A 13,446-nucleotide genomic window follows, 5' to 3' on the forward strand; every position below is an offset into this window, starting at 1 on the left:
CGGTGACCACTCGCATCGGAGTCGTCACGTTCCCCGGAACGCTCGACGACCGTGACTCGCTGCGCGCCGTCCGCCTCGCGGGCGCCGAGCCGGTCTCGCTGTGGCACCGCGACAAGGACCTGCACCAGGTCGACGCGGTCGTCCTCGCGGGCGGCTTCTCGTACGGGGACTACCTGCGCGCCGGAGCCATCTCCCGCTTCTCGCCGGTGATGGAGACCATCATCGAGCAGGCCAAGGGCGGCATGCCCGTCCTGGGCATCTGCAACGGCTTCCAGGTCCTCACCGAGGCCCACCTGCTGCCGGGGGCGATGCTCCGCAACACCGACCTGCACTTCATCTGCCGCGAGCAGAAGCTGCGGGTGGAGCACGCGGAGACCGCGTGGACCGGCGACTACACCGCCGGCCAGGAGATCTCCGTACCGCTGAAGAACATGGACGGCCGGTACACCGCCGACGAGCGCACGCTCGACGAACTGGAGGCCGAAGGCCGAGTCGCCTTCCGCTACCTGGACGGCAACCCGAACGGTTCGCTGCGCGACATCGCCGGCATCACCAACGCCGCGGGCAACGTCGTCGGCCTCATGCCGCACCCCGAGCACGCGGTCGAGCCGCTGATCGGGACGGGCCGCACCGACGGCCTCCCGTTCTTCACCTCGGTCCTGAAGAAGCTGGTCAGCGCATGAGCCTCGACACCGTCAAGAACGCCACCGAAACCCCGGACGCCTCCCAGCCCTGGAAGGAACTCGGCCTCAAGGAGGACGAGTACGCCCGGATCCGGGAGATCCTCGGCCGCCGCCCCACGGGCGCCGAGCTCGCCATGTACTCCGTCATGTGGTCCGAGCACTGCTCGTACAAGAGCAGCAAGGTCCACCTGAAGCAGTTCGGTGAGAAGGCCCCGCAGAACGACGCCATGCTCGTCGGCATCGGCGAGAACGCCGGTGTCGTCGACGTCGGCCAGGGCTACGCGGTCACCTTCAAGGTCGAGTCGCACAACCACCCTTCGTACATCGAGCCCTACCAGGGCGCGGCCACCGGCATCGGCGGCATCGTCCGCGACATCCTCGCGATGGGCGCCCGCCCGGTCGCGGTCGTGGACCCGCTGCGCTTCGGCGCCGCCGACCACCCCGACACCCGGCGCGTGCTGCCCGGCGTCGTCGCGGGCATCGGCGGCTACGGCAACTGCCTGGGCCTGCCCAACATCGGCGGCGAGGTCGTCTTCGACGCCTGCTACCAGGGCAACCCGCTGGTGAACGCCGGCTGCATCGGCGTGATGAAGCACGAGGACATCCACCTCGCCAAGGCCTCCGGCCCCGGCAACAAGGTCATCCTCTACGGCGCCCGCACCGGCGGCGACGGCATCGGCGGCGTCTCGGTCCTCGCGTCCGAGACCTTCGACGACACCAAGCCCACCAAGCGCCCCGCCGTGCAGGTCGGCGACCCCTTCCAGGAGAAGCTCCTCATCGAGTGCACCCTGGAGATCTTCAAGGAGAAGCTGGTCGCGGGCATCCAGGACCTCGGCGGCGCCGGGCTCTCCTGCGCGACCTCCGAGCTCGCCTCCGCCGGCTCCGGCGGCATGCGGGTCGAGCTGGACACCGTCCCGCTGCGCGACGCGACGCTCTCGCCCGAGGAAATCCTCATGAGCGAGTCGCAGGAGCGCATGTGCGCGATCGTCGAGCCGCAGTACGTCGACCGCTTCATGGAGATCTGCGAGAAGTGGGACGTCATCGCCACCGTCATCGGTGAGGTGACCGAGGGCGAGCGCCTGGAGATCTTCTGGCACGGCGAGCAGATCGTGGACGTGCCCCCGGGCACCGTCGCCCACGAGGGTCCCGTGTACAACCGCCCGTACGCCCGCCCGTCCTGGCAGGACGCGCTGCAGGCGGACGACGCCGGCAAGCTGCCCCGCCCGCAGACCTCCGCGGAGCTGCGCGCCCAGGTCCTCGCGCTGGTCTCCTCCCCGAACCAGGCCTCCAAGTCCTGGGTCACCGACCAGTACGACCGCTTCGTGCAGGGCAACACCGTCCTGTCGCAGCCCGAGGACGCGGGCATGGTCCGCATCGACGAGGAGTCCAACCTCGGCGTGGCCATGGCCACCGACGGCAACGGCCGCTTCGCCAAGCTCGACCCGTACACGGGCGCGCAGCTGGCGCTGGCGGAGTCGTACCGCAACGTGGCGGCGACCGGCGCCAAGCCGCTGGCCATCTCCGACTGCCTGAACTTCGGGTCCCCCGAGGACCCGGACGTCATGTGGCAGTTCGCCGAGGCCTGCCGTGGCCTGGCGGACGGCTGCCTGGAGCTGGGTACCCCGGTGACCGGCGGCAACGTCTCCCTCTACAACCAGACGGGCGACATCGCGATCCACCCGACCCCGGTCGTGGCGGTGCTCGGTGTGATCGACGACGTCAACCGCCGTACGCCCATGGCGTTCTCGGAGGCCGGCCAGCTGCTGTACCTGCTGGGCGACACGGCCGGGGAGTTCGGCGGTTCGGCCTGGTCGCAGGTCGTCCACGACCACCTGGGCGGCATGCCGCCGAAGGTGGACCTGGGCCGCGAGAAGCTGCTCGCCGAGATCCTGATCTCCGCCTCGCGCGACGGCATGATCGACGCCGCGCACGACCTGTCCGACGGCGGCGTGATCCAGGCGCTCACCGAGTCCTGCCTGCGCGGCGGCAACGGTGCCCGGATCGTGGTGCCCGAGGGCCTGGACGCCTTCACCTTCCTGTTCTCCGAGTCCGCGGGCCGCGCCATCGTGGCCGTCCCGCGCAGCGAGGAGCTCCGCTTCACCGACATGTGCGGCGCGCGGGGTCTGCCGGTCGCCCGCATCGGTGTGGTGGACGGCGAGGAGATCGAGATCCAGGGCGAGTTCACCCTCCCGCTGGCCGAGCTCCGCGAGGCCCACGAGACGACGATCCCGGCCCTGCTGGCCTGATCCACCGTTTCCGTCCCGAGCCCCCGACCGGTCCTCCGGCCGGGGGCTCGTGGCGCCCAGTAGGGTCGGGTTCATGCCGCCCCGAGGGAAGAAGCCCCGTACCTACGAGCCCGCCCGGATCCGGGCGGCCGTCACCGCGCAGTTCGCGCATGTCGCGGAAGCCGTAGGGGAGTTGGGGCCCGAACAGCTGGCGCTGCCCAGCGGGCTCGGTGACTGGAGCGTCGCCGAACTCGCCGGGCACATCGCCTGGATCGCCGACTCGCTGGCCGCGGGGCTGGCCCGGCCGCCCGCCGCCGTCGCCGAGCTGCCGGCCGTCGAATGGCCCTTCGCCACCGCCTCCCTCGCCGGGAAGATCTCCGAGGCGGCCAGGGAAACCCTCACCGGGGCCCCGCTGCCCGAGCTCTACGGCCGGGCCGCCGCCCGGATGACCGAGGCGCTCGCGGCGCACCCGGACCACCGCGTGCTGGACCTGTGGATCGGGGACATGACCCTGGCCGACTTCCTGGTCACCCGGACCGTGGAACTGGTGGTCCACACCGACGACCTGAACCGGGCCGCCGGACTGGACATCCCGATCGAGCGGCAGGCGCTGGCCGCCTGCACCCGGCTGCTCGCCGACGCCCTCGCGCTCAAGGCGCCCGGCGGCTCGGTCGAGGTACGCGTCCCGCCCTTCGCGGTGGTCCAGTGCATCGAGGGCCCGCGGCACACCCGCGGCACCCCGCCGAACGTGGTGGAGACCGACCCGCTGACCTGGATCCGGCTCGCGACCGGCCGTACGGGATGGGCCGCGGCGCTCGACGGGGCGCAGGTACGGGCCAGTGGCGAGCGGGCCGACCTGTCGGCGCTGCTCCCGCTGATGAGCTGAGGGCGCCGGCACCGTGGAACCGCTGCGGCGCCCGGTCCGTCCCAGGGGCATGCGTACCTTCCGGCACGTCCACACCTCCGCGGGCCTGGCCCTCGTACTCGCCCTCGCCCTGGCCGGCTGCGGCCGGGACGAGGCGAGCGGGAGCGCCTCGCTCCCCGACCCCATGGGTTCCTGGGCCGTCGAGTCCCTGACCACGGGCGGTCGCACCCTGCACGCGCCCGAGAGCGCCCGTCTCGACATCAGCCAGAACCAGGCCAAGGGCAACTACGGCTGCAACGGATTCACGGCGGTGATGGCCTTCGCCGGACCCTCCGCGGTGACCGTCACGCCCGGCGTCTCGACCACCATGGCCTGCGCGGACATGGAGTTCGAGACGGCCTTCGCCAAGCTGTTCCAGGGCAAGCTGACGATCGACCGGGGGCCGGACCGGCTCACCCTGAAGACCGCCGACGGGAGCACGATCGCCATGACGTCGGCGCCCGCGGCCACGAATGCCCCGCTGACCACGACCGAGTGGTCCGTGGAGTCCCTGGTCAGCGGCGCAACCGCCGCCTCCGTGCCCGCCGAGGCGGCCGGGAAGGCCCGGTTCACCATCGCCCCGGACCTCGCCGTGAGCGGCAGCCTCGGCTGCAACCGGTTCAGCGCCAAGGCCACGGTCGAGGGCTCCACGGTCACCTTCGGGCCGCTGACCTCGACCCGGATGGCCTGCGAGGGCCCGGTGGGCGAGGTCGAGCGGACGCTGACCGAGCTGTTCGGCAGCGGTCCGCTCACCGCGAAGATCGAGGGGCGGACCCTCACCCTCAGCGCGGCCGACGGCAAGGGCCTGACCGCGAAGGCGGCCTCGGCCGCGGAGTGACCCGCCGCGCCCGGAGCCCGGGGCTCAGGCCGGGTAGGGCAGCAGCCCGGCGTCCACCTTCTCCCAGGCGGCCCGCAGCGCGGCCAGCCTGGCCGGCTCCACCGCGGCCTTGTCGGCCTGCTCGCGCACGTCCCCGGCCAGGTTGAACAGCTGGTCCCTGCCCGCCTTGCCGCGGTAGTACTTCCAGTCCCCGCGGCGCAGTGCCCGCTCGCCCCGCACCCGCCAGAACAGGTCCCGCTCGGCCACCTTCTCGCCGCGCAGCAGGTAACCGGCCAGGCTCACCCCGTCCAGCGGGTGGGCCCGGTCGGGCCGCGCCCCGGCCAGTTCCAGCAGCGTCGCCGTCCAGTCCGGGCTGAACACCGGGACGTGGCTGACCTGTCCGCCGTCCAGCCGGGCGGGCCAGCGCGCGATGTTCGGCACCCGGATCCCGCCCTCCTGGAGGGAGGCCTTGTTGCCGGACAGCGGCCAGTTGTACGAGAACCGCTCGCCGCCGTTGTCGCTGGAGAAGACCACGAGGGTGTCCTCCTCCTGGGCGGAGCGCTTCAGCGCCGCCAGCACCTTGCCGATCGACCGGTCGAGGTCCTCGACCATCTCCTTGTACTTCTCGACCGAGCCGCCGTCCTGGTGCCACAGGGCGCGCCCGTCGCCCGCCTTGATCCGCCGGACGATCTCGGCGCTCTGCCCGGTGTCCCCGTCGGCGATCCACGGCCAGTGCGGGGTGGTGAAGTTGAGGTTCAGCAGCCAGGGCTTGCCGTGGTGGTCGCGGGAGACGTACTCGCTCGCCCGCTCGGTGATGATCCGGGTGTAGTACCGCAGGTCCTTGTACTCGGCGTCGCCCTCGTAGAGGTCGTACTCGCCGCCCAGGCCCAGCTTGGAGTAGTACTCCAGGGCCCCGCCGAAGTTGCCGAAGAACTCGTCCCAGCCGGACCTGGTGGGGCTGTAGTCGGGCAGGTAGCCCGCGTGCCACTTGCCGATCAGCGCGGTGGCGTAGCCGGTCCCCTTCAGCAGCGAGGCCAGCGTCGGGTGCGTGGGGTCCAGGCCCACGGACTTGTCGGCGATCGGCTCGGCGAGCCCGCCCGCCGTACGGCCCGGGTAGCGCCCGGTGTACAGGCTGAACCGGGTCGGAGAGCAGGTCGCGGAGCCCGCGTAGGCGTCGGTGAACCGGACGCCCTGGCGGGCGAGTCGGTCCAGGTTCGGGGTCTTGATGTGCGGGGAGCCGTACGAGGAGAGGTCGGCCCAGCCGAGGTCGTCGCCGAGTACGAACAGGATGTTCGGCCGCCGGGACGGCTTGTGCGGCCCGGCCCGGAACTCCCGCTCCTGCGGCGCGTTCTGCTCGGCGGCCGCCGCCGCCCCGGGGGCCGGTGCGGCGGCTGCCGGTGCGGCGCCCAGCCCCACCGCCGCGGCGGCCGCGGTCACCCCGGCCGCGCCGCCGAAGGCACGCCGGGACAGGTTGGGTTCGTACGAGGTCACAGGTACTCCGAGGCACGGCCTGCCGGCCGGCCCCGGGCGGCGCGGGACGGCGCGCGGCACGGCGGGGCGGGCCCGGGCAGGACTCAGGAAAAGGAAAGGACGAAATGCGGCGTGTGACTACGCAGAACAGCGACAGATGGCGCTCGCGACACGGACAAGGTCCACGTGCCGGCGCTCGACGAGGGTGACCGTTCGGTCACCGAGAGGCTGCATGGGCCGAGAGCCTGTACGAATGCCCATGCGGCTGTCAACAAGGGCTTCCGGATACCGAGACGGAAGGGATCGGTCACCCTCTGTGCTGTGACATTTCCCGGCCGTCCCCAATTCGGACCAGTGGTCGATCTCGCCTACACTCGGAAGCGTGCCTCGTGGTGATGGACGACTCAACCACGACCTGCTCCCCGGCGAAAAGGGCCCCCAGGACGCTTGCGGCGTCTTCGGTGTCTGGGCTCCGGGTGAAGAGGTCGCCAAGCTCACCTACTTCGGACTGTATGCACTGCAGCACCGCGGACAAGAGTCCGCGGGAATCGCTGTGAGCAACGGTTCCCAGATCCTCGTCTTCAAGGACATGGGCCTCGTTTCCCAGGTCTTCGACGAAACCTCTCTCGGCTCGCTCCAAGGTCATATCGCGGTCGGTCACGCCCGCTATTCGACCACCGGAGCCTCCGTCTGGGAGAACGCCCAGCCCACTTTCCGTGCGACCGCCCACGGCTCCATTGCCCTGGGTCACAACGGCAACCTGGTGAACACCGCCGAGCTTGCCGAGATGGTCGCCGACCTCCCCCGTCAGGACGGCCGTGCCACCCAGGTGGCCGCCACCAATGACACCGACCTGGTCACCGCCCTGCTCGCCGGTCAGACCGACGACGAGGGCAAGCCCCTGACCATCGAGGAGTCGGCCGCCAAGGTCCTGCCTCAGGTCAAGGGCGCCTTCTCGCTCGTCTTCATGGACGAGGGGACCCTCTACACCGCCCGTGACCCGCAGGGCATCCGCCCGCTGGTCCTCGGCCGCCTGGAGCGCGGCTGGGTGGTCGCGAGTGAGACCGCGGCCCTCGACATCTGCGGCGCCAGCTTCGTCCGCGAGGTCGAGCCGGGCGAGCTCATCGCGATCGACGAGAACGGCCTGCGCACCTCGCGCTTCGCGGAAGCAAAGCCCAAGGGCTGTGTCTTCGAGTACGTCTACCTGGCGCGCCCGGACACCGACATCGCCGGCCGGAACGTCTACCTCTCGCGTGTCGAGATGGGCCGGCGCCTGGCCAAGGAAGCCCCGGTCGACGCCGACCTGGTGATAGCGACGCCGGAGTCCGGCACGCCCGCCGCCGTCGGATACGCCGAAGCCAGCGGGATTCCGTACGGCGTCGGCCTGGTCAAGAACGCCTACGTCGGCCGGACCTTCATCCAGCCCTCGCAGACGATCCGCCAGCTCGGCATCCGGCTCAAGCTCAACCCCCTCAAGGAAGTCATCCGGGGCAAGCGCCTGGTGGTCGTCGACGACTCGATCGTCCGCGGCAACACCCAGCGCGCCCTGGTCAAGATGCTCCGCGAGGCCGGCGCGGCGGAGGTCCACATCCGGATCTCCTCGCCGCCGGTGAAGTGGCCGTGCTTCTTCGGCATCGACTTCGCCACCCGGGCCGAGCTGATCGCCAACGGCATGACGGTCGACGAGATCGCCACGTCGATGGGCGCGGACTCGCTCTCGTACATCTCGCTCGACGCGATGATCGAGGCGACGACCATCCAGAAGCCCAACCTCTGCCGTGCCTGCTTCGACGGCGAGTACCCGATGGAGCTGCCCGACCCGCAGCTCCTGGGCAAGCAGCTGCTGGAGTCCGAGCTCGCGGGCGGCACGGACGCCGCCGACGCGCTCCGTCGCCCGTAGTCCTGGCTCAACCTGCGCCGGGCCCTGTCTTTGAGGCTTCTCCCAGGGCCCGGCACCACACGCAGTAACGACACGAAAGCTCTCTCCTGTCATGACAGAGAAGACCACCGGTGCCAGCTACGCAGCCGCAGGCGTGGACATCGAAGCGGGCGACCGCGCCGTCGAGCTGATGAAGGAGTGGGTGAAGAAGACGCAGCGCCCCGAGGTCCTCGGCGGCCTCGGCGGCTTCGCCGGCCTCTTCGACGCCTCCGCCCTCAAGCGCTACGAGCGCCCGCTGCTCGCCTCGGCCACCGACGGCGTAGGCACCAAGGTGGACATCGCCCGCCAGCTCGGCGTGTACGACACCATCGGCCACGACCTGGTGGCGATGGTCATGGACGACATCGTCGTCTGCGGCGCCGAGCCGCTCTTCATGACCGACTACATCTGCGTCGGCAAGGTGCACCCCGAGCGTGTCGCGGCGATCGTCAAGGGCATCGCCGAGGGCTGTGTCCTCGCCGGCTGCGCCCTGGTGGGCGGCGAGACCGCCGAACACCCCGGTCTGCTGGGCCCGGACGACTTCGACGTCGCGGGTGCCGGAACCGGCGTCGTCGAGTACGACCGCCTGCTCGGCGCGGATCGCATCCGTACGGGTGACGCCGTCATCGCGATGGCTTCGTCCGGCCTTCACTCGAACGGGTACTCGCTGGTCCGCCACGTCCTGTTCAACCGGGCCAAGATGTCGCTGGAGCAGCACGTCGAGGAGCTCGGCCGGACCCTCGGCGAGGAGCTCCTGGAGCCCACCAAGATCTACTCGCTGGACTGCCTGGCCCTCACCCGTACGGCCGAGGTGCACGCCTACTCGCACATCACCGGCGGCGGCCTCGCGGCGAACCTGGCCCGGGTCATCCCGGATCACCTGCACGCCACGGTCGACCGTACGACCTGGGCCCCCGGTGCCATCTTCGACCTGGTCGGCCAGGCGGGCCAGGTGGAGCAGCTGGAGCTGGAGAAGACCCTGAACATGGGCGTCGGCATGATGGCCGTCGTCCCCGCCGACTCGGTGGAGGTGGCCCTGACCGCGCTGGCCGACCGGGGCGTCGACGCGTGGGTCGCGGGAGAGATCCTGGACCGCGGCGACCACACCGAGGGTGCGACCCTGACCGGGTCCTACGCGAGCTGAGCAGCACTGAAACCCGGCCCGGGGCGATGCCCCGGACCGGGTTTCAGTCTTTGTGTCTGTCGTGCAGACGCCTCAGGGCGTCAAGCGCCGCGACGCTGTGCCGACGGCCCGGACTCTTCGTCCTCGTCGTCGTCATCGCTGTTGTAGAGCTCCGCGTACCGCGCGTACGGGTCGTCCTCGTCCAGCTCGTCGTCGTCAACTTCGACCGGCTCGCTGACAGGCAGCGGTTCCGCGGTCGATGCGCCCAGCTCGTTGGCCAGACGCGAGAGGTCAGTCCCGCCGCTGCTGTACTTCAGCTGGCGGGCGACCTTCGTCTGCTTGGCCTTTGCCCGGCCGCGCCCCATGGCTCGACCCCCTCGGTGACGGGGCTCGACGGCCCCAGAGTCTGACACGCGTTCATGGTTCGGAGCGGGCTCTCCGTGGAGAGACCGTCCGTAGGGGTTTAACGGTACCTGCTTCCGCGGCCATACGGTACGCCGCCCGCATGACGCGCCCCGGTGCAGAACCAGCAAGGCGCCCCGTCCCCGCTGGTCAGCTGCGATTTTAACCCTTTCCTGGCGGGCGACCCGCCGAAGTGCAGTGAGTTCCGTCTCGCCACACGCCGGCGGGCCCACCAGGAGCCCCGCGAAGTGCCTAGACCGCGCGCGCGGCGCGGCCGTCCGCCATCCGCTGCTCGGCGATCCGGTCGGCCGCCGCGGCCGGCGGGATGCCGTCCGCCTTCGCGCGAGCAAAGATCTCCAGGGTGGTGTCGAAGATCTTCGTCGCCTTGGCCTTGCAGCGGTCGAAGTCGAAGCCGCGCAGCTCGTCGGCGACCTGGATGACACCGCCCGCGTTGACCACGTAGTCCGGCGCGTAGAGGATCCCGCGGTCGGAGAGGTCCTTCTCGATGCCCGGGTGGGCGAGCTGGTTGTTCGCCGCGCCGCAGACGATCGTCGCGGTCAGCGCCGGGACGGTGTCGTCGTTCAGGGCGCCGCCGAGCGCGCAGGGGGCGTAGATGTCCAGGCCCTCGGTGCGGATCAGCGCGTCCGTGTCGGCGACCGCGGTGACCTTGCCCGGGTGCTTGTCCAGGATCCGGCGCACGGACTCTTCCCGTACGTCCGTGATGACGACCTCGGCGCCGTCCTCCAGCAGGTGCTCGACCAGGTAGTGGCCGACCTTGCCGACACCGGCCACGCCGACCTTGCGGCCGCGCAGGGTCGGGTCGCCCCACAGGTGCTGGGCGCTGGCGCGCATGCCCTGGAAGACACCGAAGGCGGTGAGGACCGAGGAGTCGCCGGCGCCGCCGTTCTCGGGGGAGCGGCCGGTCGCCCAGCGGGTCTCGCGGGCCACGACGTCCATGTCGGCCACATAGGTGCCGACGTCGCAGGCGGTCACGTAGCGGCCGCCGAGGGACTCCACGAACCGGCCGTAGGCCTCCAGCAGTTCCTCGCTCTTGAGGACGTCCGGGTCGCCGATGATCACGGCCTTGCCGCCGCCGAGGTCGAGACCGGCGAGGGCGTTCTTGTAGGACATGCCGCGCGAGAGGTTCAGCGCGTCCAGGACGGCCTCCTCGTCGGAGGCGTACGCGTGGAAGCGCGTACCGCCGAGGGCGGGGCCCAGGGCGGTGGAGTGGATGGCGATGACGGCCTTCAGGCCGGTGGCGCGGTCCTGGCACAGCACGACTTGCTCGTGGCCGCCCTGCTCCGTACGGAACAGGGTGTGCAGGACGCCGTCGGTCATTTCGGTCACGGTGGTGACTCCCATGGAAGAGATGCGGCGGAAAGACGCCCGCCCTGCGGGTGGGGGAGGGCGCGCTGGGAGCAGAGTAAGACCTGTCGGCCGCCTGTAGGTGACCTGTCCGAGGATCGAAACGCTCTCGTGGTACGCGGGGGCGGGGGCGCCCCGGAGGTGAACCGAGCCCTGGATGAGGGCAGTACGAGAGCGTGAGCGAATCCTCCGATCTCCCGCTGCCCTCCGCGCGCTCGGCGCCGACCGTCCCGTACGCCTCCTACCTGCGCGTCTACGAGCCCCTGGCCGCCTTCGCCGAGCCGGAGCGCACGCACTGGTCCGACTACGCCCGGCGCGGGACGACCCCGTCCGCCCAGGACGAACTGCGCCGGTCGCTGGCGGATTTGGTGCGGGTCCCGGTGGTGGGGGTGCCGGCGCACGAGAGTGCGGACGCCTTCACGGCGGTGGTCGACGGGGTGCTGCTCGTCTGCCCCTGGCGCACCAGGCTCCGCGGCTGGCTGGCCCTCCAGGAACTCGTCGAGTGGTTCCCGCGCCCGGTGCTGGACGCGGCGCTCCCGCCGGGGATGCGGCGGCAGGCGGCCGAGGACTACGAGCGCTGGCGCGCACGGAACCCGGACGCGCGCCCCTGGATCCGTACGGGCGTGTGGCAGATCCCGCTGCGCTGGTTCGTGCTGGTGGCCGACGACGAGCGGGACTACGTGCCGGGCGAGCGGCTGCGCTACCGCACGCCGATGGTGCAGGCGCGGCGGCGGCTCGCCAGGGCGCTGCGGACCCTACGGGCCGCGGAGGGGTACGGGATGCTCGCCGACGGGCTGGTGGAGGTGGGGAGCTGGCTGGAGGAGTTCCACCCGCGGTCGATGGTCGAGCTGGACTACGGCGGGCTGCTGCACGCACTGCCGGCGGACGGGCTGGCGGCCGACCGCTCGGCCGGGGACCTGGCGGCGGGCATCGCGGCCCTGCGGGCCGGGGACGCGGAGGGAGCGACCGAGGCGTACACGGAGCTGGCGGAGCGCTGGCGGGCGGTCCGGGAGCGACTTTTCGCGAATTAGGCCGAAAGTGTCATGTGTGGCCGGTTTCACCTTTGGGGGACCGTACGTATCGTGCGGTATCGGTCGATCGGTCAATACTGGCTGATCAGAGCCTTGATCATGGCATTTGGGACGTAGTGCCAGGACCTACGTCCCGATACGGGCCATTGGCCCAAGCGTGACGGACCGCACTAACTTCACCCTTGCGCCCTTCCCCTACCCTCGTGCCAAAATAGGACAAGGAGTCCGGGGAGGGTTCCTTCCGCCCAACTAAGGGCGGAATGCTCAGCATTGCACTCTACGGGGGGTCTGACGACTCCTGATCGCTCTGTGACTGATCGTCACAGTGGGGTGACTGTCCGTTATGGGACGGTCCATCGGCTTCCGCCGCTGATGAACACCTCGGAGGGCAATTCCGTCGGTTTGGCCGTCGAGGCTGGACGGATGGTGTAGTTGTAGTGCCGAGGACAAGCCGTTCGTCCTATAACCGACTCGGCCCGCGTATGTCCATTTCGGGCAACGCGGGCCAAGGTGCAGAATTTAGAGGAAAGAACCGAGATGGTTCGGTTCTCCCGAGGAGGCCGCTCATGACCGCTCGCACCCCTGATGCCGAGCCGCTGCTGACCCCGGCTGAGGTTGCCACGATGTTCCGCGTGGACCCGAAGACGGTCACCCGCTGGGCCAAGGCTGGCAAGCTCACGTCCATCCGCACCCTGGGTGGACACCGCCGGTACCGCGAGGCCGAGGTTCGCGCACTGCTCGCGGGAATTCCGCAGCAGCGCAGCGAGGCCTGAGGTCGCGCAAACACCCCGCTTTAACGGGTTTATATCGGGTCCCCCAATCCGATGACACCCACATGGCTTCATACGGCCGAGCCTGCCCCAACAGGTTCTCAGGTCGTTCGATCGCGCTGGACTCCGCCGGGTCCAGCGCGATCTTTTTTATGCCCAGGTCAGGGCGGTCCCGGAGTCGCGCGGGGGTGTCGGCGAGGTAGGTGCCATTGCACATATTCTATTGAGCGGGCGTATGGGTGCGATAAAAGTATGAGTCTCAAAAACTCATGCGGTGACTCCCGTCACAGATGATCACTCTTGTATATCCGGTAATCCACCCCGTAAAGGGGACGCGCCTCGCGAGGCGCCTCATGCGAACGGGGGATTCCGGCGGCAGGGCCCGCGGCGGCGGTAGGCGGAGGGGCCGCTGTCTGTCCGCACTCTGCCCGGGGAGGTTCCGCGCGCGGTGCGCGCACGGCGCGCAGGCGGCCTCCAGGGGCACCGGAGACGGGGCGGGCGCTGCCCGGAGGGGTTCACGGTGACGCGGGTGCTCCACGGGCCGCAGAGGGCTCCAAGGCCGCCCGGGCGGGATCACCCGCCAACGCGTCAGGGCCCGTATCCCCAGAGGGATACGGGCCCTGACGTTTCTGCGAACCTGACGGGACTTGAACCCGCGACCTCCACCTTGACAGGGTGGCGAGCTAACCAACTGCTCCACAGGTCCTTGATTTGCGGCCGCTCGGCGGCTGCGAATCA

Annotated in this window: 12 protein-coding genes and 1 tRNA gene; 8 read left to right on the top strand and 5 right to left on the bottom strand. The window is 70.4% G+C overall.

All coding sequences use genetic code 11. The features are described 5' to 3' along the window. Positions 1-2 precede the first annotated feature (2 nt). The 4 genes from purQ (at position 3) to ACGFZK_RS31105 (ending at position 4,650) form a co-directional block, all read left to right on the top strand. Positions 3-683 (top strand): phosphoribosylformylglycinamidine synthase subunit PurQ, encoded by a 681-nt coding sequence (purQ, locus tag ACGFZK_RS31090; protein WP_393852183.1) that lies wholly within the window; start codon positions 3-5, stop codon positions 681-683. Further along, a complete protein-coding gene (gene purL / locus ACGFZK_RS31095; protein WP_393852184.1) occupies positions 680-2,929 on the top strand; it encodes a phosphoribosylformylglycinamidine synthase subunit PurL in 2,250 nt (749 codons plus the stop codon). Before purQ ends, purL begins: the two co-directional genes overlap by 4 nt. Positions 2,930-3,002: 73 nt before the next feature. Next, positions 3,003-3,794, top strand: coding sequence for a sterol carrier family protein (locus ACGFZK_RS31100; RefSeq protein ID WP_393852185.1), 792 nt, complete (start codon positions 3,003-3,005; stop codon positions 3,792-3,794). A gap of 49 nt (positions 3,795-3,843) precedes the next feature. Further along, positions 3,844-4,650, top strand: coding sequence for an META domain-containing protein (locus tag ACGFZK_RS31105; protein WP_393852186.1), 807 nt, complete (start codon positions 3,844-3,846; stop codon positions 4,648-4,650). A gap of 24 nt (positions 4,651-4,674) precedes the next feature. Here the strand turns inward: ACGFZK_RS31105 and ACGFZK_RS31110 are convergent, their stop codons facing one another. Together ACGFZK_RS31110 and ACGFZK_RS31115 are read right to left on the bottom strand one after the other, a co-directional pair. Then, complete coding sequence (locus ACGFZK_RS31110) at positions 4,675-6,120, bottom strand: sulfatase-like hydrolase/transferase (RefSeq protein WP_393852187.1); 1,446 nt, start codon at positions 6,118-6,120, stop codon at positions 4,675-4,677. 117 nt (positions 6,121-6,237) lie between these two features. Continuing rightward, on the bottom strand, positions 6,238-6,360 hold the full coding sequence (locus ACGFZK_RS31115) for a putative leader peptide (protein WP_351150916.1): 123 nt from the start codon (positions 6,358-6,360) through the stop codon (positions 6,238-6,240). 121 nt (positions 6,361-6,481) lie between these two features. Between ACGFZK_RS31115 and purF the strand changes: the two genes are divergently transcribed. Further along, positions 6,482-7,999 (top strand): amidophosphoribosyltransferase, encoded by a 1,518-nt coding sequence (gene purF, locus ACGFZK_RS31120; protein ID WP_393852188.1) that lies wholly within the window; start codon positions 6,482-6,484, stop codon positions 7,997-7,999. Positions 8,000-8,090: 91 nt separating this feature from the next. Beyond that, on the top strand, positions 8,091-9,161 hold the full coding sequence (purM, locus tag ACGFZK_RS31125; RefSeq protein WP_393852189.1) for a phosphoribosylformylglycinamidine cyclo-ligase: 1,071 nt from the start codon (positions 8,091-8,093) through the stop codon (positions 9,159-9,161). 80 nt (positions 9,162-9,241) lie between these two features. On the opposite strand, the gene ACGFZK_RS31130 is transcribed toward purM, so the two are convergent. Together ACGFZK_RS31130 and ACGFZK_RS31135 are read right to left on the bottom strand one after the other, a co-directional pair. Further along, positions 9,242-9,505, bottom strand: coding sequence for a DUF3073 domain-containing protein (locus tag ACGFZK_RS31130; RefSeq protein ID WP_393852230.1), 264 nt, complete (start codon positions 9,503-9,505; stop codon positions 9,242-9,244). 289 nt (positions 9,506-9,794) lie between these two features. Then, on the bottom strand, positions 9,795-10,889 hold the full coding sequence (locus ACGFZK_RS31135) for a Leu/Phe/Val dehydrogenase (protein WP_393852190.1): 1,095 nt from the start codon (positions 10,887-10,889) through the stop codon (positions 9,795-9,797). Between the two features lie 194 nt (positions 10,890-11,083). Here ACGFZK_RS31135 and ACGFZK_RS31140 point away from each other — a divergent pair, with 194 nt between their 5' ends. Both ACGFZK_RS31140 and bldC read left to right on the top strand, forming a co-directional pair. After that, positions 11,084-11,938 carry a hypothetical protein gene (locus ACGFZK_RS31140; RefSeq protein WP_393852191.1) on the top strand — a complete coding sequence of 285 codons (855 nt, stop codon included), beginning with the start codon at positions 11,084-11,086 and terminating at the stop codon, positions 11,936-11,938. Between the two features lie 566 nt (positions 11,939-12,504). Further along, on the top strand, positions 12,505-12,711 hold the full coding sequence (gene bldC, locus ACGFZK_RS31145) for a developmental transcriptional regulator BldC (protein WP_003949541.1): 207 nt from the start codon (positions 12,505-12,507) through the stop codon (positions 12,709-12,711). Between the two features lie 629 nt (positions 12,712-13,340). Here the strand turns inward: bldC and ACGFZK_RS31150 are convergent. After that, a tRNA-Asp gene (locus ACGFZK_RS31150) sits at positions 13,341-13,414 on the bottom strand. Positions 13,415-13,446: the final 32 nt, after the last annotated feature.

This window comes from Streptomyces sp. NPDC048257 (genome assembly GCF_043201855.1).
In the GTDB taxonomy this organism is placed as follows: domain Bacteria; phylum Actinomycetota; class Actinomycetes; order Streptomycetales; family Streptomycetaceae; genus Streptomyces.

What these genes read in the sequence shown, in the direction of transcription:
- purM (WP_393852189.1), top strand. Translation starts at nt 8,091, where the DNA reads ATGACAGAGAAGACCACCGGTGCCAGCTACGCAGCCGCAGGCGTGGAC.
- ACGFZK_RS31105 (WP_393852186.1), top strand. Translation starts at nt 3,844, where the DNA reads ATGCGTACCTTCCGGCACGTCCACACCTCCGCGGGCCTGGCCCTCGTA.
- purL (WP_393852184.1), top strand. Translation starts at nt 680, where the DNA reads ATGAGCCTCGACACCGTCAAGAACGCCACCGAAACCCCGGACGCCTCC.
- bldC (WP_003949541.1), top strand. Translation starts at nt 12,505, where the DNA reads ATGACCGCTCGCACCCCTGATGCCGAGCCGCTGCTGACCCCGGCTGAG.
- ACGFZK_RS31100 (WP_393852185.1), top strand. Translation starts at nt 3,003, where the DNA reads ATGCCGCCCCGAGGGAAGAAGCCCCGTACCTACGAGCCCGCCCGGATC.
- ACGFZK_RS31130 (WP_393852230.1), bottom strand. Translation starts at nt 9,505, where the DNA reads ATGGGGCGCGGCCGGGCAAAGGCCAAGCAGACGAAGGTCGCCCGCCAG.
- ACGFZK_RS31115 (WP_351150916.1), bottom strand. Translation starts at nt 6,360, where the DNA reads ATGGGCATTCGTACAGGCTCTCGGCCCATGCAGCCTCTCGGTGACCGA.